The sequence below is a fragment of the Roseateles sp. FW305-36 genome (assembly GCF_058787015.1).
This window is the reverse complement of record NZ_JBYSZK010000019.1, coordinates 97,339-122,802: the sequence shown is the minus strand read 5'-3', so window position 1 is coordinate 122,802 and position 25,464 is coordinate 97,339. Positions and strand designations below refer to the sequence as shown.

Below are 25,464 nucleotides of genomic sequence, written 5' to 3'. Positions count from 1 at the left end.
TGATGTCAAGCAACGGCGCCGACATCTATCTGATCCTGCTGCGCCCCACCCGCGTGCCGGTGGTGGGCGAGTCCGTGTCCCATCTGTTCCAGGGCCAGGTGCTGGTCGAGTCCCTGCGCTGGAACCTGCACAACGAGGACGAGATCCGGCGCGCCGAGAAGAACGAAGGCGAATTCCAGAAGATCAAGAGCCTGGTGGAACGCAAGGGCAGCGAGGGCCTGCGCACCCAGCACGCCCTGGACACCATGCGGCGCGACCTGCTCAAGGCCGAGCACGACAGGCGCGACGCGCTGGAGAACGCCGACAAGGCCGATCACCGCAAGATCCACGACGCCCATGAGGCCCGCGTGAAGGACCTCGTCGCCGACACCTCGAGCAAGGTCAAGGAGATCCAGACCGGCGAGGAAGACGAGCGCTATCGCGACGCCGACGAGGAACGCCGACGCCTGGCCATCGAGCGCGCGGATCGCAACCCCAACTTCGAGTTCACCTTCACGAAGCGCGTCGACATCGCCAGCACCCAGTTGCTGAACTCGATGAAGGCCGGCGACATCTTTCCCTCGGGCACGCTGACCATCCACAAGCGCTCGGCCACCGTGATGGACGGGACCTCGCTGGTGTTCACCATCCAGAAGATCCGCCTGCTGGACTACTCCCTCCAGGTCGTGGTGACCGACACCATGACCGAGATGATGGAGGAGTGGATGTGCGAGTTCGCGTCCCTCGCCTACGTCTACAAGAACCCGCCGTCGCACTACGCGAGCAGCGGTGCCGGCCAGACCGCCGTCAAGGCGGTCACGCAGGGCACGGCCCGGGCCTTCACCATGAAGAACATCGGTTCTCCCATATGACAAGCCCCTCGCCCAGCCTGGCCTTGCTGAACGCAGGTCATGCCAGTCGGTCCCCCGAGGGGACGGCGATGCTTGCCGGATTGACCGGCAAGCACATCGCCAGCGCGGGCCGGCTAGGGAGCGGCCCGGCGCTCGGCCCGCAAACTGCATCGCTCGATGCGAGACAGAACTGCTGATATGGCCCTGACCAACTACCGCGACATCAGCACGTCGATGAACGACGTGTCGGCTGGCTTCCAGTTCGAGTTCTTCTGCGAGAAATGCGGCGAGAGCTCCCGCTCGGCCTTCAGGCCCTACCGCAAGGGCCAGATCACCGGCTGGCTGAGCCGCTTCGCCTTCATGTTCTACGACCTCAACAAGGCCAGCCGCGCGACCGGCGCCTTCGCCGAGGCCGGTGGCGGCAGCGCCAAGGCCGAGGCCCTGGCCGAGGCCATGGCCCTGGCGGCTCCGATGTACGAGCGCTGCGAAGGCTGCCGCAAATGGGTGGGCCGCGAATGCTGGAACGCCAGCAGCAACAGCTGCCGCGACTGCGCCGCAAAGGCAGGTTCTGCCGCGAGCAGCGGCTACGGCGCCTCCAGCGGCGGCTCGGCCTGCCCCAACTGCCAGACCCCCAGCCAGGGCGGTCGCTTCTGCCACGAATGCGGCTTCGACATGGCCAGCACGCACAAGAGCTGTCCGGCCTGCGGCGTCACCCTTCCGCGGCAAGCCCGCTTCTGTACCGACTGCGGCCATGGCTTCTGATCCGACACCCCAACAAGCCGCCGAAGAGGCGCTGCGCGCCGGCGACCCGCGGGCGGCCCTCGCCAAGCTGACCGAGGCCGTGCGCGCCAAGCCGGCCGATCCCAAGCTGCGCACCTTCATGTCCCAGTTGCTCAGCGTGCTCGGCCAATGGGAGCGGGCCCACACCCAGCTCAATGTCGTGGCCGACATGGACAAGCTCGCCATCCCCATGCGCGAGACCGTCGGCCACGCCATCCGCTGCGAGCTGCTGCGCGCCGAGGTCTTCGCCGGCAAGCGCACGCCCGTCGTCTTCGGCCAGCCCGAGGCCTGGGTGGCCCAGCTCATCGAGTCGCTCAAGCAAGGCGAGGCCAACCCCGAACTCGCCGTCGACCTGGCAACCAAGGCCTTCGAGGCTGCGCCGGCCAGCGCCGGCAGCATCGACGGCCAGCGCTTCGAATGGCTGGCCGATGCCGACTCGCGCCTGGGCCCCGTGCTCGAGGTCTGCCTGAACGGCCACTACACCTGGGTGCCCTTCAAGCACCTGGCCAAGGTCCATTTCGACGCGCCGGAAGATCTGCGCGACTGCGTCTGGATGCCGGCCCAGCTGAGCTTCACCAACGGCGGCAACAGCGTCGCCCTGGTGCCAACGCGCTACCCCGGATCGGAGAAGAGCAGCGACGGCCTCATCAACCTGGCGCGCAAGACCGAATGGCAGCCCCTGCCCGGCGAGGACCGCTATGCCGGCCTCGGCCAGCGCGTGCTCACGAGCGACATAGGCGACCACGACCTGATGGCCATCCGCGAGATCACGTTCGAAGCCCCGACCGAAGGCACCTGATGGCCGGCCTCGGTGCCCAGGATCGGCTCCAGCCCTCGCTGCTCGACCGGCTGACCGACAACGACCCGGGCTCGCGGGTCGAACCGCTGGAGGCCCGCGTGCTGAATCGCCAGCAGTTGCGCGAGGCCGTGCTGCGCGACCTGTCGTGGCTGTTCAATGCGGTCTGCGAGGAGCCCCACCCCCAGCATGGCGACCCCGAAGCCGTCGCGCTGTGGCAGAGCATGCCGCATGCGCGCGACTCGGTCGTCAACTTCGGCATCCTGCCGCTGACCGGCCAGTCCTTCTCGGTGCACAACTTCCCCATCATCGAGGCCCAGGTGCGCCAATCCGTCATCCGTTTCGAGCCGCGCCTGGACCCGGCCTCGGTGGAGGTCCGCATCATCAACGAACTCAACACCGGCATGCGCCCGACCGCCCTGCGGCTGACCATCAAGGGCCAGATGTGGAACCAGCCCGTGCCGCTGGAGCTGCTGCTGAGCGCGGACGTGGACATGGATACGGGTCAGGCGGCCGTGCGCGACTTGCGATGAGCGCCTCGCCCAGTCTCGCCCCGAATACGATTCGCTGACATGGACCCCCGCCTCCTCCGCTACTACAACCAGGAACTGCGCTATCTCCGCGAGATGGGGGGCGAGTTCGCGCGCGAGTTCCCCAAGATCGCCGGACGTCTCGGCATGGAAGGCCTGGAGGTCGCCGACCCCTATGTCGAGCGGCTGCTGGAAGGGGCCGCCTTCCTGGCCGCGCGCGTGCAGCTCAAGCAGGACGCCGAATTCCCGCAGCTCGCCCAGCGGCTGCTCGACATGGTCTGCCCCAATCTCGCGGCACCGCTGCCGTCGATGCTGGTGGCGCAGATCACGCCGGCCAACGATCCCAACCTGATCGCCGGCTTCACGCTGCCACGCGGCAGCGCGCTGATGGGCCCGCGCACGGCGCTCGGGCCGACGCGCTGCGAGTTCCGCACCGCCCAGCCCGTCACGCTGACGCCGGTGCAGGTCCGCCGGGTCGAATACTTCCTCAGCGCCACCGACGTCAACTTCAGCAACCTGCCACTGCGCGAGCGCCCCAAGAGCGCCGTGCGCGTGCGCCTGGAGTTGCCCGAGGGCATGCGGTTCGCGCAGCTGCCGCTGGACAGCCTGCGCTTCTTCATGGGCGGCCTGCAGGACGTCGCGCTGAAGCTCCACGAGCTGGCGACCTGCCGCTGCGTCGGCGTGCTGGCCGGCGCCGGCGGACGCGATGCGCAGCGCCTCTTCATCGGCCCCGACAAGGTGCGACAGGTGGGCCTGGCGGATGACGAGGCCATGCTGCCCGTCACGCTGCGCGGCCTGTCGGGCACGCGGCTGATGCAGGAGTACTTCGCCTTCCCGCAGCGCTTTCTGTTCATCGACGTCGCCGGCCTGGCGCCGGCCCTGGCCCAGACGGCCGGCAACAGCTTCGAGCTGGTGCTGCTCTTCGACCGCTACGAGGCTTCGCTGGAGGGCGGCGGCGAGCCGGCCAACTTCGCGCTGAACTGCGTGCCGGCGATCAACCTCTTCGAGCGCCGCGCCGAACGCATCTCGGTGGACGACAGCAGCACGGGCTTCCAGGTCATCCCCGACCGGCTGGCCGGCACCGACTACGAGGTCTTCGACGTCTCCGCCGTCACCGGCTTCTCCAACGACACCGACGAGCTGCGCTTCCTGCCGCTGTTCGACGTCCCCCACGTCGACCCCACCGGCGCCGACGGCTTCTTCAGCGCCCTGCGCGAGCCGCGCCTGGTCAGCGAGCGCGGCAAGCGCGAGGGACCGCGTTCGGCCTATGTGGCCTCGGAGGTCTTCCTGACCCTGGTGGACCTGCAACGCGCGCCCTACCGCCAGGAGCTGCGCCAGCTCGCCGCCGAGGTGCGCTGCACGAATCGCGACCTGCCGCTGTTCATGCCGGCCGGCAGCGCCGATGGCGGCCTGACGCTGGAAAGCCGCGCGCCGGTGCAAGGCGTGGGCATCGTTGCCGGCCCGTCGCGGCCGGTCAGCTCGCTGCGCGAGGGCCCGCTGGCCTGGCGTCTGCTGTCGCTGCTGTCGCTGAACTACCTGTCCCTCGTCGAGGAGGACCCCGAACGCGGCGCCCTCGCCCTGCGCGAGTTGATCGGCCTGTTCGCCCAGAGCAACGACGCCGGCCTGCTGCGCCAGGTCGAAGGCGTGCGCGGCGTCGGCGTGAGCCCGGTGGTGCGCCGCCATCCGTCGCCCGGCCCCATCGCCTTCGGCCGGGGGCTGGAGGTACGCGTGGAGGTGGACGAACTCTGCTTCGAAGGCGGCAGCGCGACGCTGCTGGGCACCGTGCTGCACCACTACTTCAGCCGCCACGTGTCGATGAACAGCTTCGTGCAGACGCTGCTGGTCTCGCGCACGCGCGGCGAACTCAAGCGCTGGCGCCCCCTGCCCGGCGCCAGGGCGGTGTTGTGAGCGCCAAGCCGCCACCACCCATCTTCGAGGCGCTGACCCAGCGCCCAGGCCGCTTCGACCTTTTCCAGGCCCTGCGCCGCATCGAGGCCGCCCACGCCGACAAGCCTCGCCTGGGCGATGCGCTGCGCCCCGGCGACGAGCCCGTGCGCTTCGCCAGCGAGCCGGCACTGAACTTCGCGCCGACGCCCATCACCCGGCTGGCCGCCAACGACCACGGCCCGCCGCGCCTGGTGCAGCGGGTGCTGAGCCTGTTCGGCCCCAACGGCGCCCTGCCCACCCACCTGACCGAATACGCCCGCGAGCGGGCCCTGCACCATGGCGACCGCACCTTTGCGGCCTTCGCCGACATGCTGCTGCACCGCTTCGGCCTGCTGTTCTACCGGGCCTGGGTGCGCGCCAATCCGGTGGTCGGCATGGACCGCGGCCGCGACGCCCCCATCGTGCGCCACGTCGGCGCCCTCATCGGCCTGGCCGAGCCCTCGCTGCGCGAACGCGACGCCCTGGGTGACTTCTCCAAGCTCTACTTCGCCGGCCGCCTGGCTCGCTCGGCCCGCGACGCCGACGGGCTGCAGAGCTGGATCGCGCTGCGCTTTCGCGTGCCGACCCAGGTGCAGCAATTCAGCGGCCACTGGATGGCGCTGCAGCCCGAGGAGCGCACCCGGCTGGCGCGGCATGACGGCGTGGCCCTGGGCCGCGGTGCCGTGCTGGGCCGCCAGGTCTGGGACGTGCAGCACAAGTTCCGCATCGAGATCGGCCCGCTGGACTGGCCGGCCTTCCAGACCTTCCTGCCCTCGGGCCAGAACCTGCCGGCCCTGCAGGCCATGGTCAGGCAATATGTCGGCCATGAATTCGCCTGGGACCTGCGCCTGCAGCTGAAGCCCGCCGAGGTGCCGGCCTGGCCGCTGGGCAAGGCGCCCGGCGTCGGCATGCTGGGCCGCAGCGCCTGGCTGAACAGCCGACTGCCGCGCCAGCACGCCGACCAGCTCATCATGAACGTGGAAAGCATCTGCCGCAAGCCGCTGGGCCCGTCGCTCGCGCCCAAGCATCAGATGTAGCACCGCTGGCGGAACCGAACGGCGGCCTCGGTCACTCAGCACCGAGGAGATCTCCACATGACCGATATCAGCCGCCAAGCCCTGTTCGGAAAACTCAATCCGCTCGCCTACAAATCCATCGAAGGCGCCACCGTCTTCTGCAAGCTCAGGGGCAACCCTTATGTCGAGCTGGTGCACTGGATCACGCAACTGCTGGAGAACAACGAATCCGACGTGGCAGCCATCGTGCGCCACTACGGCCTGGACGCCGCTGCCCTGGCCCGCGACGTGACCACGGCCCTGGACCGGCTGCCGCGCGGCTCGACGTCCATCAGTGATTTCTCCGAGCACATCACCCATGCCATCCAGCAGGGCTGGGTCTATGCCACGCTGATGTATGGCGACGCCCAGGTGCGCTCCGGCCAACTGCTGCTGGCCCTGCTCTCCACCCGCACCCTGCGTGAGGCACTGTTCGGCATCTCGCGCCAGTTCGAGAAGATCAAGCCCGACGACCTGGCCGACAAGCTGCAAAGCCTGATCGGCAAGACCGGCGAAGCGGGCCTGGGCGCCACCGACGGCAGCGCTCTCGGCTCGGCCCAGCCCGGCCAGGCCGAGGGCGCCATGGCCCCGGCCGCCATGGGCCGCCAGGAGGCGCTGAAGAAGTTCACCGTCGACCTGACCGAGAAGGCCCGCAAAGGCGAGATCGACCCGGTCACCGGCCGCGACGACGAGATCCGCCAGATCGTCGACATCCTGATGCGCCGCCGCCAGAACAACCCGCTGCTGACCGGCGAGGCCGGCGTCGGCAAGACGGCCGTCGTCGAAGGCTTCGCGCTGCGCCTGGCCCGCGGCGACGTGCCGCCGAACATGCAGGGCGTGACCCTGCTGTCGCTGGACATCGGCCTGTTGCAGGCCGGCGCCTCCATGAAGGGCGAGTTCGAGCAGCGCCTGCGCCAGGTCATCGACGAGGTGCAGGGCAGCCCCACGCCCATCATCCTGTTCATCGACGAGATCCACACGCTGGTGGGCGCCGGTGGTGCGGCCGGCACGGGCGACGCGGCCAATCTGCTCAAGCCGGCCCTGGCGCGCGGCAACCTGCGCACCGTCGGCGCGACGACCTGGGCCGAGTACAAGAAGTACATCGAGAAGGACCCGGCCCTGACCCGCCGCTTCCAGACCGTGCAGGTCGAGGAACCCGACGAGAAGAAGGCCATCCTGATGCTGCGCGGCGTGGCCACCGTGCTCGAGAAGCACCACCAGATCCAGCTGCTGGACGAGGCCATCGAGGCCGCCGTCAAGCTGTCGCATCGCTACATCCCGGCCCGCCAGTTGCCCGACAAGGCCGTCAGCCTGCTGGACACCGCCTGCGCCCGCGTCGCCGTCAGCCAGCATGCCATGCCGGCCGAGGTGGAAGACTGCAAGCGCCGCATCGAATCGCTGGAGATCGAGCAGGGCATCATCGGCCGCGAGGCCCAGGTCGGCGTGCACATCGGCGACCGCGGCACCCTCGTCGAAGAGAAGCTGGCCGCCGAGCGCAGCCGCCTCGGCGAGCTGGAAGCCCGCTGGACGCAGGAGAGGACGCAAGTCGCCCTGATCCTGGAACTGCGCGCCAAGCTGCGCGGTGATGGCCAGCCCGCCGACGCCGGCGGCAGCCCCGACCGCGACGCCCTGCTGGCCGAGATGCACGCCGCCCAGGCCAAGCTGGCCGAGCTGCAAGGCGATGCGCCGCTGATCCTGCCCTCGGTGGACGCCCAGGCCGTGGCCAGTGTCGTCGCCGACTGGACCGGCATCCCCGTCGGCCGCATGGTCAAGAACGAGCTGGAAGCCGTGTTGCGCCTGGGCGCCACGCTGGGCCAGCGCGTCATTGGCCAGCAGCACGGCCTGGACATGATCGCGCGCCGCATCCAGACCTCGCGCGCCAAGCTGGACAACCCCAACAAGCCCATCGGCGTCTTCATGCTGTGCGGCACCTCGGGCGTCGGCAAGACCGAGACGGCCCTGGCCCTGGCCGAGTCGCTCTACGGTGGCGAGCAGAACGTCATCACCATCAACATGAGCGAGTACCAGGAGTCGCACACCGTCTCCACGCTCAAGGGTGCGCCTCCGGGCTATGTGGGCTACGGCGAGGGCGGCGTGCTGACCGAGGCCGTGCGCCGCCGGCCCTACAGCGTCGTGCTGCTGGACGAGGTGGAGAAGGCCCACCCCGACGTGCACGAGCTGTTCTTCCAGGTCTTCGACAAGGGCTGGATGGAGGACGGCGAAGGCCGCCTCATCGACTTCAAGAACACCATCATCCTGCTGACGAGCAATGTGGGCTCGGAGCTGATCATGAACATGTGCCGCGACCCTGAGCTGCTGCCCGACCCCGAGTCGCTGGCCACGGCCCTGACCGAGCCGCTGCAGAAGGTGTTCCCGCCGGCCCTGCTGGGCCGCATCGTCACCATCCCCTACTACCCGCTCAGCGACGAGATGCTCGCCCGCATCGTGCGCCTGCAGCTCGGCCGCATCGTCAAGCGCGTGGCCGAGAACCACCGCATCCCCTTCGAGTACAGCGACGCGGCCGTGGAGCTCATCGTCAAGCGCTGCAACAACGCCGAGAGCGGTGGCCGCATCATCGACGCCATCCTGACCAACACCGTGCTGCCCAAGGTGTCCATCGAGTACCTGTCGCGCACGGCTTCAGGCCAGCCGCTGACGCGCGTCGCCCTCGACGTCGCCGACGGCGACTTCAGCTATGCCTTCGACTGATCAAGCTGCACGCCGGGAGGTGCCGACATGAGTCTGACCAGCCATGTGATGTCCATCACGACAACATTGGGGGCCGACAAGCTTCTCGTGTTGCGCATGAGCGGCCAGGAGCAGCTCGGCCGCCTGCCCGAATGGCAGGTCGACCTGATCGGCAATGTCAACCTGCTCGGCATGAAGGAGCACATCAACCTGCACTCGCTGCTGGGTACGCGTGCCAACGTCACCATCGAGCTGCACGGTGCCAAGCGCGAGTTCAACGGCTATGTGACGCGCGCCCAGCGCGGCGAGCGGCACGGCCGGTTCGAGGCCTTCAGCATCGTCATGCGGCCCTGGCTGTGGTTCGCCACGCGCAGCCGCAATTCGCGCGTGTTCCAGCACAAGAGCGTCAAGGACATCGTCACCGACGTGCTGACGACCTACAGCAGCGACTTCGCCTGGCGCCTGCTGCTGCCCTCGGTCTACCCGACGCTCGAGTACTGCGTGCAGTACGACGAGACCGACTTCGACTTCGTCAGCCGCCTGCTCGAAGAGGCCGGCATCTACTACTTCTTCGAGCACACGTCGACGACGCACACCATGGTGCTGACCGACTCCATGGCCAAGCACCGCAGCAAGGCCAGCACCTCGCCCATCCAGTGGTCGCACGGCCTGAAGCAGGACCAGGCCATCATGGAGTGGCGCAAGCAGGAGGAGGTGCGCTCTGTGAAGGCCACCGTGCGCGACTACGACTACCTGGCCAGCGCCACGCAGATCGAGCAGGACCACTCGGCCCTGCCACTGTCGGCCACCGCCAAGCTCGGCGACGCCGAGATCTATGAGTTCCCGGCACGCGCCGTGCTGAACCAGAAGAACCCCGAGTCCGCGCCGGCCACCTCGGCCGCCACGCAGGTGGCCAAGGTGCGCCTGGAAGAGGCCCAGGCCCTGCAGACCGTCTACACCGGCACCACCAACTGCAACGACGTCGCCGTCGGCACGACCTTCCTGCTCTCCAAGGCCGCCTCGCTGCTGGAGAACATCAACTACCTCATCGTCGGCATCAACTTCTCCGCGGAGTTCGCCGACCACGAGGCCATCGAGGACATCAAGTCCATCAAGCGCCGCCGCGACGGCTTCCTCGCGCAGATCTCGTGCATCAGCATGAGCGGCAACCCCTTCCGCCCGGACCGCCGCACGCCGCGCCCCGTCATGCACGGGCCGCAGACGGCCCTCGTCGTCGGCGCCTCGGGCAACGAGGTCGAGGTCGACAAGCATGGCCGCGTGAAGGTGCAGTTCCCCTGGGACCGCGAGGGCGCCAACGACGCTGCCAGCTCCTGCTGGGTGCGCGTGGCCCAGCCCTGGGCCGGCAAGGGCATGGGCATGTGGATGATCCCGCGCATCGGTCACGAGGTCGTCGTCAGCTTCGTCGGCGGCGACCCCGACCGGCCGCTGATCACGGGCTCGGTGCACAACGACGTCAACCTGCCCGCCTACGAGCTGCCCAAGCTTTCGCACGTCAGCGGCTGGCGCACCCATTCCACCAAGGAGGGCGCGGCCGACATGTACAGCGAGCTGCGCTTCGCCGACGAGAAGACCAAGGAATACGTCTGGCTGCAGTCGCAGCGCAACTTCTACCGCCACGTCAAGGAAGACGCCTTCGACTTCGTCGAGAAGAACGAGACCAAGAAGGTCAAGCTCACGCGCAAGGAAGTGGTGGGCGAGAACTGGTACGTCAACGTCGGCAAGGACGTCATGCAGGACCTCGGCAAGGACCTGCACACCAAGGTTGCCGGCGACATCTTCACGACCGGCGCCGCCACCTACCAGCTCAAGCTGGAGAAGGACTTCAACTCCAAGGTCGGCGCCGACTACGGCCTGGACGTCACCGGCAAGACGGCCATCAAGTCTACCGGCGCCGTGGCCGTCAAGACCGATGCCGACATCAGCCTGAAGGCCACCGGCAAGATCGCCAGCGAGGCGACCGGCAAGGTGTCGCTGAAGTCCGTGGCCGACGTGGTCATGGAGGGCATGAACATCAAGGCCAAGGGCCAGACCGAGATCGTGCTCGAGGCCACGGCCGGCATCAAGATCGTCTGCGGCGCCTCCGTCATCACGCTGGGGCCGGCGGGCGTCACCATCGACGGTCCGCTCGTCAAGGTCAATTGCGGCGGCGGTGGCGGCTCGGCCGGCAGCGCCGAGTCGGCCGCCGACGCGGCGCCCACGGCACCGGCCGACGCCAAGGACCAGGCCGACCTCAAGCCCGACCAGGCCACCGACTACGAGAAGCTGTTCGCCGACCCGGCCGCGGAAGGCGGTGGTTCTTGACCGCTGCCCCGGGCTCGCGCATCAAGGCGGCCCTCTGGTCGTTCGAAGGCGCTCGCGTGCATGCGGTCATCGACGGCGCCGTCGTCGGCGGCCTGCCCGAGAAACTGCAGTCGGCGGAATGCGCCGGCTGGGACTGCCTGCAACGCGGCGCCCTGGCGCCCGAGGCCGCGCAGCGCGCCGCCTACATCGTCGAATTGCAGCGCGAAAGCCCCTTCACCGATTGGCTGCTCGGCGAGGTCAGCACCGGCTTCGACGCCTGGGGCGTGCTGACGACCTCGCGCCAGCCGCTGCTGGCCATGCGCGAGCACAGCCGCGACCTCGCCGAGGTGCGCACCCCCGAGGGCAGACGCCGTCCCTGGCGCTGGTGGGACGCCGAGTTGCTCGAGACGCTGCTGCCCAGCCTCGGGCCGTCCCAGCTCGACCGGGTCTTCGCGCACGGCCAGCAGATCGTCTGCCCCGGCAAGACGCGCTGGACCTGGTGGCAGCGCCTGGACGGCGTCATCGACCGCCAGGAACGGGCCCCGGACGCCTGACATGCTGCAACTGACCCCAGAACAGGTCGACAAGATCGCTCGCCTGCAGGCCCGGCGCGACGCCGGCGCCCTCGTGCAATTGCTGGGCGAAGCCTGGCCCGACGTCGCCGGGCAGCTGCAGGCGCGCTGGCCGGCCTTCGTCGAGGCCGCCGTCGAGCGGGCCTTGCAGCAAGGCCTCACGCAGGTGGCCGACCAGGCGCGCTATGCCTCGCTGTGCTGCCTGTGGGGCGCGAGCTTCGAGGACAAGCCGCGCTTCGAATGGGCCGCGGCCATCTGCGCCGAGCCGGGCCTGAGCCCTGCCGTGCGGCTGCACCAGCTCAACCACCGCTCGCGCGAAACGCTGGTGCGCCGTGCGGCCCGCGCCGACCCCACCCAGCAGACCCACGCGACCATCACGCCGGTCGGCTTCGACAAGGCCCTGGCCGCCGTCGAGGCCGGGCTCAGCCGCATCACGATGGGCCGCACCATCTACCTCGACCAGGCGCCGGAGCCCCGCCCCAAGGCTTGCGATCTGGAAGGCATCACCTTCGCCGTTGCCGAGCCTAAGCCCTTGCAGGCCTACCAGCCGCAGGAGTCGGCCTGGCCGCGCGTCGACCTGGCACCGTGGGCGCCAGCGCCCGAGACGCTGGCCGTGCCGCCGCAAGAGCCGCGCCTGCTGCCCGTGCTCAGCCGTGCCGTCGGCGCCGGCGCGAGCGCACGGCTGCAGCTGGCGGTGGCCACCCAGGCCGCCTGCGACGCCCACCATCCCGAGGTGCTGCATGTCAGCGGCAACGGCCGCCTGAGCTGGCGCGGCCCCGACACGGCCAAGCTGAGCCTGACGCTGCACGCCCCGCCCAGCCCGCCGCCGGACGCCCGGCTGGGCCCCGCCGGCATCGGCTTCGGTGAACCGCCAGACCAGCAGACCGTGCGCATTGCCAGTTGCGGCATCCGCGATGCCGGTGCGCCGCTGGGCTCGCTGGAACTCGGTCTGCAGGTGCATGCCGCGACGCAGCGCCTGGTCGAGATCAGGCACGGCGCCCTGCCGGCGCAGGTCTGGCCCGCCGAAGGCGAGTCGCCGGCCCCCTCCACGGCCAGCACCGCCTGCCGCCTGGAGGCCGACGGCCAGGCCGAACCTGCCCCGGCCTGGCTCAAGGCCTGGCAGAACCTGCAACCGTTGACGCGTACCGGGCTGGAAAAGCTGTTCAGCGCCTGGGCCCGCCAGATGGCCGGCACCAGCGGCCGCCTGCAGGCCGAACTGACCCCCCTGGTGGGTCAGGCCGGCATCACCTGGGGCTGGCAGCACGAGGCCGACGGCGCCATTGCGCTGCGGCTGCAGGGCAGCATCGATTTCGCGGCCCTGATGCTGGATCTGCGGCTGAGTGGCGAACTCGATTGGGCCGGCAGCCGCACCCGCATCAGCCTGCAGGCCCAGGGCCGCAGCGAATGGCGCATGACACTGGACCAGCGCGGCAGCACGGCCGCCGAGGGCCAGGGCCTGGCCGACGCCAGGTGCAGCTGGCGTCACCCTTTCGTGACCAGCGTGGAGGCCATCGCCACCGGCGAGCCGGCCCTGCTGTCGGCAGCCCCGGTGCCCGAAGCGCTGCGCGGCGCCGTCGTCGGCGAATGCGGCCTGCGCCCGCGCCCCGATGGACGCGGCCAGCAGTGGTTCTACCGCCTGGCCGTCGAAGCGGTCAGTGTCTGCCTGTTGAAACGGGACCCGGTCGGCGGCACGCAGCGCCAGCAGCGCGAGCTCATCCCCGCTCTGACCCTCATCGACTGGACTGCCGGATGATGGACCGCCTGATGTGCCTCCATCTCCAGACCAGCGGCGAGCCCGTCGAGGCCCACGTCAACGGCGTGCCCGTGCTGGCCCTGCCGGCCGGTGCGGGCAGCCAGTCCGTCGCCGTGCACGAATACCTGCAGAACGGCAGCAACCGCATCACCCTCGTCGTCGCGCCACCGCCCGTCACCCAGGCCGTCGCCACGCCCGACGCGCCGGCCCAGCCGCGCATGGCGGCTCGAGCGGCCCAGGCGCGGGCCCGCCTCGTGCTGCTGCGCCAGGGCAAGAGCCTGGCCGACGAAACCGTGCGCGTGCTCGCCGAGGTCGCCTGGTCTGTCGAGGAGGGCATGGCTTTCGAGGCGCCGACGGAGCAGCACCAGGACCTGGAGCTGCCGCTCGGCTTCCCGCGCTGGCGCTGGCTGGACGCGCCCGTCCTCAACCCCGGTCCCCAGGACCGCCAGACCATGCTGGCCGCCCTGCAGCGCATCGCCTTCGACCTGTCGCGCGGCAATCCCGACAGCTGGCTGGCGGCCTGCCGGCTCAAGCTCGAGGAACTGGACCAGGCCTACCAGCAGCCCCCCGGCCACGGCGCGGCCGCCCTGCGCGAGCAGGTGCAGCAGCTCTGGCAGGCGGGCGTGCTCGAGACCCTGAAGCCGCCCACCGCCGAGACCCTGCTGCTGCGCATGGTGGCGGGTGGCCGACTGCTGGAATGCCTCAACCCCATGGGAGCCCCCCTCCTCTCCAGCCAGAATGACGACGTGATGCCCGGCAACATTGCCTGGCCCCTGCGACTGACGCTGATCGAAGGCAAGGTCTATGTGCTCAGATAGGCCCATGCAGCAACACCCGTCGTGCAGGGGTCGCCGCCAGAGCGAGCCGCACTGAGAATCGCCTCATGATCCGTCTCAATGTCACCACCTTCAACGGCCTGCCCGTGAGCCAGCCGCTGTCCGCCCAGTTCGATGAACTCGGCGGCGACATCGGCCGCGCGGACACCAACCAGCTGGTGCTGCCCGACCCCGAACGCACCATCTCGCGCGTGCACGCCCGCGTGCTGTTCCGCGCCAGCAGCGGCTACGGCATCGTCGACCAGGGCAGCAATGCCATCAGCGTCAACGGCATCCAGCTCGGCAAGGGCCGCGAGGCCGCCATCAAGCCGGGCGACCAGATCCAGATCGGCGGCTATGTCCTCGTCGTCGAGGCCGGCAGCGCCGGCGGCGCGGCGGCCGATCCCTTCGCCGACTTCTTCGGCATGGCGCCGGCCACGGCCCTGACCCAGCCCAGCATCCGCCGCGACCTGGCGGCCGCCGACCCGCTCGGCCTGTTCGGCGGCACCGTGCCACCCCCGCCGCCGGCCGCACGCACGGTGGCGCCGCCGGCCTATGCGCCGCCGCCGCCCGCCCCCGCCATGGGTGGCATCCCCGCCGACTGGGATCCCTTCGCCCCGGCGGCGCCGGCCCGGCAGGCCGCGGCCCCGCAGCCGTCCGCCGGCGCGCGCGCCCTCGGCCTGGACCTGGGCGCCGGCGCGCCGACACCGCTGATTCCCGACCTGCCGGCTGCCGGCAACCGCGGCGGTGCCGCCGGTGATTCGCTGGACGCCCTCTTCGGCCTCGGCGCCCCGACACCGGCCAGCAACAACCCGCTGGCCCAGTCCCTGCTCGGCGAAGCCGTGGCCCAGCCCAATATGGCCGGCCATGCCGACCCCCTGCAGGCCCTGGGCATGCTGCCCGCCGCGGCCGGCCAGGCCCTGCCGGACACCAGTTCGGAGCTGAACCGGCCCTTCATTCCGCCCAATTCGTCGATGGCTGCACCGCCCCCGGTGGCCACGCCGCCGTCGTCCCGTTCGTCGGCCCAGCATCCACGACCCTCGGCCGCCTCCATGGCCGCGCTGAATGCCCTCGATCCGTCGGGCACGCTGTCGGGCGCCGTCGTGTCCTGGAACGACAGTGCCGGCGAGGGCCGCACCATCATCCGCGCGGGCAAGAAGGCCGAAGCGCCGCCCCAGACCACCATCGCGGCGCCGGTCGCTGCTGCGCCGGCCCCCTCGATGCCGCCGCCACCGGCCCCGGTCGCGCCGGTAGCCGCTCCAGTGGCCAGCGCCGCCATGCCGGCCGACCAGGCCGCCCTGCTGGCCGCCTTCCGTGAGGGCCTGGGAATTCCCAACCTGCCGGCCGGTGGCCTGACGCCCGAGTTCATGCGGCTGCTGGGCCAGCTCATCCACGAATCGGCCCGCGGCACGGTGGATCTGCTCGTCGCCCGCGCCGCGCTGAAGCGCGAGGTGCGCGCCGAAGCGACCATGATCGTCGCCAAGGAGAACAACCCGCTGAAATTCTCGCCGACGGCCGAGGTCGCCCTCGGCCATCTGCTGGGACCGTCGGTGCGCGGCTTCGTCGAGCCGCAGCGCGCCATGCGCGACGCCTTCGACGACCTGCGTGCCCACCAGCTGGCCTTCCTGGCCGGCATGCGCGCGGCCCTGGAAGGCCTGCTGCAGCGCTTCGACCCCGCCCAGCTGGAATCGCGGTTGACGCAGAAGTCGGTGCTGTCCAGCCTGCTGCCGGCGGCGCGCAAGGCCCAGCTCTGGTCGGTCTTCCAGCAGGAATACCAGCAGATCGCCGGCGAACTGTCGGATGATTTCCACCAGGTCTTCGGTCGCGAATTCCTGCGTGCCTATGAAGCGCAGCTTGACGCGCTTCAACAACAGCAATGAAGCCCCTCGTCCAAGAAATACTTGGCCGGTCCCCCGCGGGGACGGCGATGCTTGCCGGATTGACCGGCAAGCACATCGCCATGACGGGCCGGCTCGGGAGCGGCCCAGCGCCCGGCCCGCGAAACGCGGCGGCCAATAGACAGATCAGCTGAAGGAGAGTTGTGCAAATCGAGCTCGCATTGATGTCGGAGCAAGGCGGCCGCGACTACAACGAGGACGCCTGCGGCCACTGGCATTCCGAGCGCTATCTCTGCTGCGTGCTGGCCGACGGCGCCGGCGGCCATGGCGGTGGCGACATTGCGTCCAAGCTGGCCGTCAGCCATGTGCTGCAGGGCTATGCCAACCTGCCCGCCCACCATCCCCAGGCACTGGAAGCCCTGCTGGTGGACACCAACCGCGAGCTGCTGGCCCAGCGCGCCGCCAACCCGCAGCTGCGCAATATGCATTCCACGGTGGTGGTGCTGTCCATCGACCTGCAGGAGCGCCATGCGCTGTGGGGCCACTGCGGCGACTCGCGCTTCTACGCCTTCCGCGACGGCGTGCTGGCCCAGCGCACCCGCGACCACAGCCTGGTGCAGTCCCTCATCGACGGCGGCCTGCTCGACGAGGCCGGCGCCCGTGTCCACCCCAAGCGCAGCGAGCTCTATTCGGCCCTCGGCACCCAGGGCGAGGACCTGCACATCAGCGTGTCCCAGCAGCCCTGGCCGCTGACCGGCCGCGAGGCCCTGATGCTGTGCACCGACGGCCTGTGGGAATGGATGACCGACGACGAGATCGCCGCCGCGCTGTCCTTCGCCCCGGACCCTCAGGCCTGGCTGGACGACCTGGGCCAGCGCGTGCGCCTGGCGGCCGCCGACAAGCCCAACCACGACAACTTCACCGCCCTGGCCCTCTGGCTCAAGAATGACTAGCCCCTCGCCCAGCCTCGCCCCGCTGAACGCGGGCGCGCCCGGTCGGTCCCCCGAGGGGACGGCGATGCCCGCGGCTTCGAGCCGCGAGCACATCGCCAGCGCGGGCCGGCTAGGGAGCGGCCCGGCGCTCGCCCCGCAATACAGCGGCCCCGTCATCTAAGGAGAAGCGTCATGCCTCAACATGTCTGCAACGGCGCCCTGCTCGCCTGCACTTTCGGCGCCGCACCGAGCGCGATGGTGGTGCTGCCCAAGAACAAGATGATGAGCAGCAACATGCCCGCGGCCAACATCATGGACAACGTGCCCATGGTCAACATCATGCCGTTCGCGATGTGCAGCAGCCCGGCCAACCCGACCGTGGCCGCCGCCACGGCGGCCGCCCTCGGCGTGCTGACGCCCATGCCCTGCGTGCCCGTCATCCCCGGCCCCTGGGTGCCCGGTGCGCCCACCGTGATGCTGGGCAACATGCCGGTGCTGAACAACACCTCCAAGCTGATGTGTGCCTATGCCGGCGTGATCAGCGTGAACATGCCCGGGCAGATGACCGAGATGACGCCCTGAGCAGGCGCCGGGCGGCGAGGCGCACTGCGCCTCCCGCCAACCGCAGGTCAGATGTGGCTCTCGGCCTTCTTCGCGAGAGCGTCGATCTTGAGCTGATAGGCACGCGACTGCTTCATCTCGTCCTTGAAGGCCTGCACCAGGGCCGCGTAGACCTTGGCGTCGGCCGGTGCCTTCATCACGGGCTCCTGCTTCTCGAGATCGGCGAGGTCGCGGATCAGGTCCTTGAGCCGCTTCTCCAGCAGGTCGGTCATGCCGTTCATGGAATTGATCGACGTCCGCAGCACCGCCTTGGCCTTGGCGAACTCGGCCAGGTCGGTGGTGCCGGTGTCGACGATGTCCTTGAGGGCCTTTTCGGCCGTCGAGTTCTTGTCGAGATCCTTCTTCGCGTTGGTCAGGATGTCCTTGCTGGTCGGCATGTTCCGCTCCTTGGCGAGGTTGACACGGGTCTACTTGCGCCCGATCTCCACCCGGCGGTTTTCGTCGGCGTTGGGCTTGGCGGGGTTCTTCAGGTCCTTGGAGCCCACGCCTTCAACGACCAGCAGGGCCGGATCGGCGCCCTTGGCGACGAGGTAGTTGCGCACCGACTCGGCACGCTTGATGGACAGGGCCTGGTTGGCCGCCGGCGTGCCCGAGGCATCGGCGTGGCCGATGACGCGCACCTGGCGGTCACTGTTCTTCTTGGTCTTGAGCACGTCGGCGAAGACGTCCAGCTGCTTTTTCAGCATCGTGGGCAGCTCGGCCGAGCCGACCTTGAAGGAGGTGGCGGGCAGCGAATACCGGATGGCGGGCTTGAAGCCCATGCACTTGAAGCCCGAAGCCTCCAGTTCCTTGCACTTGTCGTCAGGGAACAGGCCCTCGTTGATGGCATCGGCCGTGGGCACGGTCTTGCCCAGGTCGACGGCCTCGGCCGCGGAGGCGGCGGGCGGCGGAATCTCGGGCGTCTGGGCGGCCACGGAGGCACTCAGGGTGAGACCGCACAAGGAAAGAACCAGGAGGGGGCGAAACTTCTTCATGACGGGTACTCGGTCGGCTGGCGGGATTGAGCCGCAGACTGTGTGACCGTTGACGCCGATTGGTTCCCGCCGGAGCCGGGAACCAAGCGCCGCCGCCAGTCACTCAGTGCCTGATCGCAGGCCGCCGTGGCTGCTTCCTCCTGTTTTCTCTTGCTCCATCAAGGCGATCCCATCCATGACCTGGCGTGACCGAGTGATCTGGACGGAGGGCATGTTCCTCCAGCCGCAGCACTTCCAGCAGCACGACCGCCACTGGGAACACCAGTGGCGCCAACGCCTGCAACAGGCCGTGGCCTATGCCTGGGGCTTCACGGCCCTGAGCCTGGACGACGCCTCCCTGACCCTGGGCAAGGTCGGCCTGGCCTCGGCGCAAGGCCTGATGCCCGACGGCACGGCCTTCTCCGCCCCCGGCGGCGACGCCACGCCGGCGGCCCTGGACATCCCCGCCGACGCCCGCAACGAGATCGTCGTGCTGGCCGTGACCCTGCAGCGCCCCGGCGTCGTCGAGACCGACGCTGAAGCAGCCGCCGGCGCCATGGGCCCGCGCTTCTCGACGGCCGAGGTCAATGTCGGCGACAGCAATTCCCAGCTCGACCGCGACGCCGCCCTGCAGATCGGCCGGCTCAACCTGCGGCTGATGCTGCAGCGCGACGCCGGCGAGGGCTATGCCACCCTGGGCGTGGCCCGCGTCGTCGAGCGCCGCGCCGACAACCGCGTCGTGCTCGACGCGAGCTATGTGCCACCGCTGCTGCACGCCCCGGCCCACCCGGTGCTGGACGGCTATGTGCGCGAACTCTGCGGCCTGCTGAACCAGCGCGGCGAGGCCCTGGCCGCCCGCCTGGCCGCCCCGGGTCGCGGTGGCGTCGGCGAGATCTCCGACTTCCTGCTGCTGGAAGCCGTCAACCGCAACCAGGCCCTGTTCAACCACCTGCGCGTGGTGTCGGTGCTGCACCCGGAGCGGCTCTACAGCGACTGCCTGAGCCTGGCCGGCGACCTCGCCACCTTCCGCGACAGCCGCCGCCCCGGCCAGTACGCCGACTATCTGCACGACGACCTGGCGGCCACCTTCCGCCCCGTCATCGACGACCTGCGCCAGTCCCTGTCCATGGTGATGGAGCAGACGGCCATCCCCATCGAACTGCAGGACCGGGCCTACGGCGTGCGCGTGGCCCTCATCCCGGACGTTGGCCTGCAGCGCACCGCCACTTTCGTGCTGGCGGTGTCGGCCCAGCTGCCCGGCGACGCGCTGCGCGCCCGCTTTCCCACCCAGGTCAAGATCGGCCCGGTCGAGCGCATTCGCGACCTCGTCAACCTGCAGCTGCCCGGCGTCACGCTGCGCCCGCTGCCGGTGGCGCCGCGCCAGATCCCGTATCACGCGGGCCACAACTACTTCGAGCTCGAGACCCGCGGCAACGAGCTGTGGAAGCAGCTCGAGACCTCGGGCGGCCTGGCCATGCACATCGCCGGCGAATTCCCCGGCCTCGAGCTCGAGTTCTGGGCCATCCGCGCCTGACACTTTTCCTGATCGGTCCGCCTCATGAGCGATCCCAACAACGACGATCCCTTTGCCGCCTTCGGGCAGGACCGCACCGTCATCAAGCCCAGCGCGGGCCGGCCGGTCACGGGCCTGCAACAACCGCAGCAGGCGCCGGCCCGGCCGGCTTCGCCTCAGGGTCAGCCGCCCGCCGGCGTGCCCGCCGGACCCATGGGCAAGGAAGCCCCGATGGCGCTGGAGGCGCTGACGACGGCCAGCATGAACCCGCTGGTGGCCGCCGCCATGCCGCTGCTGTCGGCCGCGCCGCGCGTGCGCCACAGCGCCCAGCATCCCAACCCCGCTGGCCTGAAGGAAGCCCTGGCGGAAGGCATCCGCGGCTTCGAGGCCAAGGCGCGTGCCGAGGGCCTGCCCAACGAGCAGGTCATCGCCGGCCGCTACATCCTGTGCACCCTGCTCGACGAGTCCGCCGCCAGCACCCCCTGGGGCGGCTCCGGCGCCTGGGCCGCGCAGAGCCTCTTGGTGCAGTTCCACAACGAGTCCTGGGGCGGCGAGAAGGTCTTCGCGCTGATGGCCAAGCTGGCCGAGAACGTGCCGGCCAACCGCAACCTGCTGGAACTGCTCTACGTCTGCCTGGCCTTCGGCTTCGAGGGCCGCTACCGCGTCATCGACAACGGTCGTGCCCAGCTCGACGGCGTGCGGGCCCGCCTCGCCCAGATGCTGCGTCAGGGCAGCAGCCCCGACCCGGCGCTGTCGCCGCGCTGGCAGGGCGCTGAAGGCCGCGAGGCCGGCCTGCGCCACAAGTTGCCGGTCTGGGCGATCGCCGCCGCCACCGCCCTCGTGCTGCTGCTGGTCTATATCGGCCTGCGCTTCAGCATCAATGGTGCCTCCGACGACGTCTTCGCCACGCTGCGCGGCTATGACGTGAAGACCGCCGCCGTCGCCGCACCGGCGCCGCCACCGGCCGCGCCGCGCCTGGCCGGCCTGCTGGACAACGACATCAAGGCCGGCCTCATCCAGGTCAACGATCTGGCGGACCGCTCCGTCGTCATCATCAAGGGCGATGGCCTGTTCGGCCCCGGCAGCGCCGAGGTGTCGTCGGAGCTGCGGCCGCTGGTGCTGCGCATCGGCGAGGCCCTGCAGCGCATGAAGGGCCAGGTGCAGATCACCGGCCATACCGACAACCAGCCCATCCGCTCCCTGCGCTTCCCGTCCAACTGGCATCTGTCGCAGGCCCGCGCCGAGGCCTTCCGCAACCTGCTGGCCGAACGCGTCGAGATCGCCCGCCTGCGCGCCGAGGGCCGCGCCGATGCCGAAGCCGTGGCCGACAACGCCACCCCCGCCGGCCGCGCGAAGAACCGCCGTGTCGAAGTCACGCTGATGGTGCAGGACGGTCGCTGATCATGAAGAAAGTTCTCTCCTTCCTGTTCCATCCGCTGACCCTCGGGATCTTCTTCCTGGGCGTCCTCTCCGCCCTGGTCTGGTGGGTCGGCCCGCTGATCGCCTTCGGCGAACACCGGCCGCTGGACACCAGCCTGTCGCGCTGGATCGTCCTCGCCATCGTCTGGCTGCTGGGCGGCCTGCGCCTGGTGTGGTCGCAGATGCGCCGCCGCCGCATCAACGCCGCTCTGGTCAAGGGCATGGGCGGTGGCCCGTCGGCCGCCGCCAAGGAAGAAGGCGCGCTGCAGGAGCGCTTCGCCCAGGCCATCGATTTGCTGAAGAAAGCCCCGGGCGCCAAGAAGGGCCTGTTCGGCGGCAGCAATTCGCTCTACGAGCTGCCCTGGTATGTCTTCGTCGGCGCGCCGGGCTCGGGCAAGACGACGGCGCTGCTGAACGCCGGCCTGAACTTCCCGCTGACCGAGAAGCTCGGCCAGGCGAGCGTCCGCGGCGTGGGTGGCACGCGCAACTGCGAATGGTGGTTCAGCGACGAGGCCGTCCTCATCGACACCGCCGGCCGCTACGCCACGCAGGACTCCGACAAGGACACCGACGCGGCGGCCTGGGACACCTTCCTCGGCCTGCTGCGCAAGGCGCGCCCGCGCCGCCCCATCAACGGCGTGCTGCTGACCGTCAGCGTGCAGGACCTGCTGGCCCTGCCGCCCGACCAGCGCAAGGAACAGGCCTCGCGCGTGCGCGGCCGCATGCAGGAGCTGCAGCAGCGCCTGGGCGTCAAGGTGCCGGTCTATGTGATGGTCACCAAGTGCGACCTGCTGGCCGGCTTCAACGAGACCTTCGGCCCCATGGGCAAGGAAGACCGCGACCAGGTCTTCGGCTTCACCTTCCCGCTGGCGACGCAGCCGGGCGAGGAGATCATGACCAACTTCGGCGGCGAATTCGCATCGCTGGAGAAGCGCCTGCGCGAGCGCCTCATCGAGCGCATGGAGGCCGAGAGCGACACCCTCAAGCGCGCCACCATCTTCGCCTTCCCGCAGCAGTTCGGTGGCCTCAAGGGGTTGCTCGGCGGCTACCTTGAAACGGTGTTCGGCGGTGGCGGCGCGCTGGACGAGGCCCCCCGCCTGCGCGGCGTCTACTTCACCAGCGGCACGCAGGAAGGCACGCCCATCGACCGCGTGCTCGGGGCGCTCGCCCGCACCTTCGGCGTCGAGCGCCGCCTCACGCCGCCGGCCGCGGCCAAGGGCAAGAGCTATTTCCTGAACCATCTGCTGCGCAAGGTCATCTTCGTCGAGCAGGGCCTGGTGGGGCAGAACGCGCAGGTCGAGCGCCGCAGCGCGCGTCTGCGCCTGGTGGGCCTGGCAACCGTCGCCCTCCTCACGCTGACCCTGGCCGTCGGATGGGGCTTCAGCTACTTCGGCAACAAGCGCTATATCGCCGATATCGAAGCCAAGCTGCCGGCCCTGAAGGACACCGTCGCGGCCCTGCCGCCCACCAGCGGCAGCGACCCCTCGGCCCTGCCCGAGGCACTCGCCGCCATCCGCGATGCGGCCCAGCCGCCCGGCTTCGCGCTGGACAGCCCACCGCTGTCCCTGGGCTTCGGCCTCTTCCAGGGCGACAAGCTCGACGCCGGCGCCCAGGTCTCCTACCACCGCCTGCTGCAGCGTGCCCTCGCGCCGCGTGTCGCGGCCCGGCTGGAAGAGCGCCTGCGCACCGCCAACCGCGACAACCTCGAGTTCGCCTACGAGTCGCTGAAGGCCTACTTGATGCTCTACACGCCCGAGCATCTGGACGCGCCGGGCCTGCAGGCCTGGGTGGGCCTGGACTGGGACGCCAACCTCGAAGGCAGCCTCGGCGCCGAGAAGGTGGCCCTGCTGAAGAACCACCTCGACGCCCTGCTGTCGCGCGGCGCCTTCGAAGTGGCCCAGCCCATGGACAAGACCCTGGTGGCCAGCGTGCGCGAGATGCTGGGCGCCTACCCGCTCGAGTACCGCATCTTCAGCCGCCTGCGCCGCGCCCAGATCGACGGCGACCTGCCGCCCTTCACGGTGGCGGCCGCGGCCGGCCCGCAGAGTCCCAACGTGTTCGTGCGTGCCAGCGGCGCGTCGCTGACGCAGGGCATCCCGGGCATGTTCACCAAGGACGGCTACAAGAAGGCCTTCCAGACCTCGGTGGACAAGACCGCCAAGCAGCTCGCCGAAGAGGAGGCCTGGGTGCTGGGCACCAATGCCGCCACGGCCAAGCGCCAGGCCGAGGACAAGACCCTCGTCAATCGCGTGCGCCGCCTCTACCTCGAGGAGTACGTCAAGGTCTGGGACAACTACCTCGCCGACGTGCGCCTGGTGAAGCTCAACGGCCTGGACCGCGGCATCGCGGTGTCGCGCCTGCTGTCGGCGGTGGACTCGCCGCTGGCGGCCTTCCTGCGCGCCGCGTCCCGGGAGACGACGCTGATCGATCCGGTCACGAACGACAACAGCGTCGGCAAGGAACTGAACAAGCGCGCCGACGACGCCATCTTCGCCAAGGGGGGCGAGCTGGCCAAGCTCGCGGGCAACCAGGCCAAGGCGCCGGCCGCCATCTCGTCGGACGGCCCGCTGGAGAAGATCGTCGACGACCACTTCGCCGCGCTGCGCCGCCTCGTGACCGGCACGCCGCCGCCGCTGGACGACGTGATGAAGATGTTCAACGAGGTCTATGTGCAGCTCAGTGCCGTGCAGGAAGCCTTGAAGAGCAAGTCGCCGCCGCCCGCGGGCGGTGGCGGCGGCAAGCTCAAGGCCGCTGCCGGTCAGCAGCCCGAGCCGCTGCGCGGTGCGCTGGAGACGCTGGCCGAAGCGGCCGACAACCAGAGCCGCCTCGTCGAGCGCCAGAGCCTGACCGGCGAACTGCAGCCCGTCAGCGAGTTCTGCTCGCGCGCCATCGCCGGCCGCTACCCCGTTGCGCAAGGCTCCAAGGTCGACGTGCTGCCCGAGGACTTCGGCCAGTTCTTCGCCCCCGGCGGCATGATGGACGACTTCTTCACGCGCAAGCTCGCTCCCCTGGTCGACGTCGGCACCAGCCCCTGGAGCTTCCGGCCCACCGGCGACGGCAGCAAGCCGGTGTCGCCGGCCGCCCTGGCCGACTTCCAGCGCGCCGCCCGCGTGCGCGAGGTCTTCTTCCGCGGCGGCGGCAAAGCCCCGGCCTTCCGCGTCGACGTGCGCGTGCTGGAGCTGGCAGACGGCCTGAAGGAACTCAACCTCGACATCGACGGCCAGGTCACCAAGTTCACGGCCGGCAGCAACCAGGCCGTCAGCCTGCAATGGCCGGGCGCCCGCCTGTCCTCGCAGATCAAGCTCAGCGCCCTGCCCGGCGGCGGCGCCCCCGTCACCTTCGACGGTCCCTGGGCGCTGTTCCGCCTCTTCGACCGCTTCGAGGTGCAGGGTTCGCCGCAGCAGCCCGAGCGCTTCATCGTCGTCATGAACCTGGACGGCCACCGCGCCCGCCTGGAAGTGACGGCCAGCAGCGTCTTCAACCCCTTCCGCCTGCGCGAGCTGCAGCAGTTCCGCTGCCCGGGGGCGCTGTGACCGGCGTTCCCGGCTGGTATGGGAAGTTGCCCGCACTGGGCGACTTCGCCTCGCGGCGGCTGACGCCCGAGTGGATCGCGCAATGGGATGGCTGGCTGGCTGCCGGCCTGCACCAGCTGCGCGAGGCCGCGCCCGAGACCTGGCTGAACGACTACCTCGCCAGCCCGGCCTGGCGCTTCGCCCTGCTGCCGGGCTCCCTGCCCGATGGTTCAGGCGAGGGCCTGCGCGTCGGCGTCATGATCCCCTCGGTCGACCGCGTCGGCCGCTACTTCCCCCTCGTCGTCATCAGCCCGCCGCTGCCGCGCCCGCGCGATGGCGCCCAGGTCGCCGCGCTGTGGCAGTGGGCCGGCCAGCTCGAGGAGATCGCCGTCAACGCCCTGCATGAGGACTGGACGGCCGAGGCCCTGGACGCGGCACTGGCCGATGCCCTGCCGCCAACCGCCGCGGCCGACAACGCGCTGCCGCCCGCACTGGCCAACCTGCTCAGCCAGGCCGCCTGGGATGGCTTGCAAGGCTGCAGCTTGTGGCTGCAGACCGGCGCCGGTCCGAGCGTGCACTCCGCCCTGCCCCGAGGCGCTGCTTTCGCCGCCCTCTTCAAACCGAACTGAG

General features: G+C 70.0%; 20 protein-coding genes. 18 read left to right on the top strand and 2 right to left on the bottom strand.

The features are described from left to right. Positions 1-2: 2 nt before the first annotated feature. The 14 genes from AC3WOE_RS26995 to AC3WOE_RS26930 all read left to right on the top strand — a co-directional run bounded on the left by AC3WOE_RS26995 (position 3) and on the right by AC3WOE_RS26930 (position 17,398). On the top strand, positions 3-851 hold the full coding sequence (locus tag AC3WOE_RS26995; protein ID WP_492694957.1) for an Hcp family type VI secretion system effector: 849 nt from the start codon (positions 3-5) through the stop codon (positions 849-851). Between the two features lie 177 nt (positions 852-1,028). Beyond that, positions 1,029-1,592: a double zinc ribbon domain-containing protein gene (locus AC3WOE_RS26990; protein WP_492694955.1), complete on the top strand. Its 564-nt coding sequence runs from the start codon at positions 1,029-1,031 to the stop codon at positions 1,590-1,592. Then, positions 1,582-2,409 (top strand): type VI secretion system accessory protein TagJ, encoded by an 828-nt coding sequence (locus tag AC3WOE_RS26985; protein WP_492694953.1) that lies wholly within the window; start codon positions 1,582-1,584, stop codon positions 2,407-2,409. The genes AC3WOE_RS26990 and AC3WOE_RS26985 overlap by 11 nt, the downstream gene beginning before the upstream one ends. After that, positions 2,409-2,939, top strand: a complete 531-nt coding sequence (tssE, locus tag AC3WOE_RS26980; protein ID WP_492694951.1) for a type VI secretion system baseplate subunit TssE — start codon at positions 2,409-2,411, stop codon at positions 2,937-2,939. The genes AC3WOE_RS26985 and tssE overlap by 1 nt, the downstream gene beginning before the upstream one ends. 39 nt (positions 2,940-2,978) lie before the next feature. Continuing rightward, positions 2,979-4,844 (top strand): type VI secretion system baseplate subunit TssF, encoded by a 1,866-nt coding sequence (gene tssF, locus AC3WOE_RS26975; RefSeq protein ID WP_492694950.1) that lies wholly within the window; start codon positions 2,979-2,981, stop codon positions 4,842-4,844. Beyond that, on the top strand, positions 4,841-5,899 hold the full coding sequence (tssG, locus tag AC3WOE_RS26970) for a type VI secretion system baseplate subunit TssG (protein WP_492694948.1): 1,059 nt from the start codon (positions 4,841-4,843) through the stop codon (positions 5,897-5,899). Before tssF ends, tssG begins: the two co-directional genes overlap by 4 nt. A 57-nt stretch (positions 5,900-5,956) precedes the next feature. Further along, positions 5,957-8,626 carry a type VI secretion system ATPase TssH gene (tssH, locus tag AC3WOE_RS26965; RefSeq protein ID WP_492694947.1) on the top strand — a complete coding sequence of 890 codons (2,670 nt, stop codon included), beginning with the start codon at positions 5,957-5,959 and terminating at the stop codon, positions 8,624-8,626. Positions 8,627-8,653: 27 nt separating this feature from the next. Beyond that, positions 8,654-10,927, top strand: coding sequence for a type VI secretion system Vgr family protein (locus AC3WOE_RS26960; protein WP_492694945.1), 2,274 nt, complete (start codon positions 8,654-8,656; stop codon positions 10,925-10,927). After that, a complete protein-coding gene (locus AC3WOE_RS26955) occupies positions 10,924-11,460 on the top strand; it encodes a DUF4123 domain-containing protein (protein ID WP_492694944.1) in 537 nt (178 codons plus the stop codon). Before AC3WOE_RS26960 ends, AC3WOE_RS26955 begins: the two co-directional genes overlap by 4 nt. A 1-nt stretch (position 11,461) precedes the next feature. Beyond that, the gene (locus AC3WOE_RS26950) at positions 11,462-13,231 is read left to right on the top strand and encodes a hypothetical protein (RefSeq protein ID WP_492694942.1); all 1,770 of its coding nucleotides are present in this window, start codon (positions 11,462-11,464) and stop codon (positions 13,229-13,231) included. Between the two features lie 11 nt (positions 13,232-13,242). Next, positions 13,243-14,049: a hypothetical protein gene (locus AC3WOE_RS26945; protein ID WP_492694940.1), complete on the top strand. Its 807-nt coding sequence runs from the start codon at positions 13,243-13,245 to the stop codon at positions 14,047-14,049. 65 nt (positions 14,050-14,114) lie between these two features. Beyond that, positions 14,115-15,926 (top strand): type VI secretion system-associated FHA domain protein TagH, encoded by a 1,812-nt coding sequence (gene tagH / locus AC3WOE_RS26940; protein ID WP_492694938.1) that lies wholly within the window; start codon positions 14,115-14,117, stop codon positions 15,924-15,926. 161 nt (positions 15,927-16,087) lie between these two features. After that, entirely contained in the window at positions 16,088-16,837 is a 750-nt protein-coding gene (locus AC3WOE_RS26935; protein WP_492694936.1) for a PP2C family protein-serine/threonine phosphatase, read from the top strand. A gap of 171 nt (positions 16,838-17,008) precedes the next feature. Further along, positions 17,009-17,398, top strand: coding sequence for a DUF4280 domain-containing protein (locus AC3WOE_RS26930; RefSeq protein ID WP_492694934.1), 390 nt, complete (start codon positions 17,009-17,011; stop codon positions 17,396-17,398). Positions 17,399-17,445: 47 nt separating this feature from the next. Here AC3WOE_RS26930 and AC3WOE_RS26925 read toward each other — a convergent pair whose 3' ends face one another. Together AC3WOE_RS26925 and AC3WOE_RS26920 are read right to left on the bottom strand one after the other, a co-directional pair. After that, the gene (locus AC3WOE_RS26925) at positions 17,446-17,814 is read right to left on the bottom strand and encodes a hypothetical protein (RefSeq protein WP_492694932.1); all 369 of its coding nucleotides are present in this window, start codon (positions 17,812-17,814) and stop codon (positions 17,446-17,448) included. 30 nt (positions 17,815-17,844) lie between these two features. After that, a complete protein-coding gene (locus AC3WOE_RS26920) occupies positions 17,845-18,351 on the bottom strand; it encodes an OmpA family protein (RefSeq protein ID WP_492694930.1) in 507 nt (168 codons plus the stop codon). A gap of 235 nt (positions 18,352-18,586) precedes the next feature. On the opposite strand from AC3WOE_RS26920, the gene tssK reads away from it, so the two are divergent. From tssK to tagF, 4 genes are read left to right on the top strand one after another with little or no spacing between them, the layout of a single operon-like run. Then, entirely contained in the window at positions 18,587-19,924 is a 1,338-nt protein-coding gene (gene tssK, locus AC3WOE_RS26915; protein ID WP_492694929.1) for a type VI secretion system baseplate subunit TssK, read from the top strand. A gap of 24 nt (positions 19,925-19,948) precedes the next feature. Further along, entirely contained in the window at positions 19,949-21,304 is a 1,356-nt protein-coding gene (locus AC3WOE_RS26910) for a DotU family type VI secretion system protein (protein WP_492694927.1), read from the top strand. 2 nt (positions 21,305-21,306) lie between these two features. Further along, entirely contained in the window at positions 21,307-24,855 is a 3,549-nt protein-coding gene (gene tssM / locus AC3WOE_RS26905) for a type VI secretion system membrane subunit TssM (protein WP_492694925.1), read from the top strand. Continuing rightward, complete coding sequence (gene tagF, locus AC3WOE_RS26900; protein WP_492694924.1) at positions 24,852-25,463, top strand: type VI secretion system-associated protein TagF; 612 nt, start codon at positions 24,852-24,854, stop codon at positions 25,461-25,463. Before tssM ends, tagF begins: the two co-directional genes overlap by 4 nt. The last annotated feature ends 1 nt before the right edge of the window (position 25,464 follow it).

Bases quoted from the DNA above. Each gene is read 5' to 3' on its own strand.
- AC3WOE_RS26950 (WP_492694942.1), top strand. From the start codon at position 11,462: ATGCTGCAACTGACCCCAGAACAGGTCGACAAGATCGCTCGCCTGCAG.
- tssH (WP_492694947.1), top strand. From the start codon at position 5,957: ATGACCGATATCAGCCGCCAAGCCCTGTTCGGAAAACTCAATCCGCTC.
- AC3WOE_RS26985 (WP_492694953.1), top strand. From the start codon at position 1,582: ATGGCTTCTGATCCGACACCCCAACAAGCCGCCGAAGAGGCGCTGCGC.
- AC3WOE_RS26925 (WP_492694932.1), bottom strand. From the start codon at position 17,814: ATGCCGACCAGCAAGGACATCCTGACCAACGCGAAGAAGGATCTCGAC.
- AC3WOE_RS26945 (WP_492694940.1), top strand. From the start codon at position 13,243: ATGTGCCTCCATCTCCAGACCAGCGGCGAGCCCGTCGAGGCCCACGTC.
- AC3WOE_RS26960 (WP_492694945.1), top strand. From the start codon at position 8,654: ATGAGTCTGACCAGCCATGTGATGTCCATCACGACAACATTGGGGGCC.
- AC3WOE_RS26995 (WP_492694957.1), top strand. From the start codon at position 3: ATGTCAAGCAACGGCGCCGACATCTATCTGATCCTGCTGCGCCCCACC.
- AC3WOE_RS26990 (WP_492694955.1), top strand. From the start codon at position 1,029: ATGGCCCTGACCAACTACCGCGACATCAGCACGTCGATGAACGACGTG.
- tssF (WP_492694950.1), top strand. From the start codon at position 2,979: ATGGACCCCCGCCTCCTCCGCTACTACAACCAGGAACTGCGCTATCTC.
- AC3WOE_RS26910 (WP_492694927.1), top strand. From the start codon at position 19,949: ATGAGCGATCCCAACAACGACGATCCCTTTGCCGCCTTCGGGCAGGAC.
- tssE (WP_492694951.1), top strand. From the start codon at position 2,409: ATGGCCGGCCTCGGTGCCCAGGATCGGCTCCAGCCCTCGCTGCTCGAC.
- AC3WOE_RS26930 (WP_492694934.1), top strand. From the start codon at position 17,009: ATGCCTCAACATGTCTGCAACGGCGCCCTGCTCGCCTGCACTTTCGGC.
- tssM (WP_492694925.1), top strand. From the start codon at position 21,307: ATGAAGAAAGTTCTCTCCTTCCTGTTCCATCCGCTGACCCTCGGGATC.
- tssK (WP_492694929.1), top strand. From the start codon at position 18,587: ATGACCTGGCGTGACCGAGTGATCTGGACGGAGGGCATGTTCCTCCAG.
- tagH (WP_492694938.1), top strand. From the start codon at position 14,115: ATGATCCGTCTCAATGTCACCACCTTCAACGGCCTGCCCGTGAGCCAG.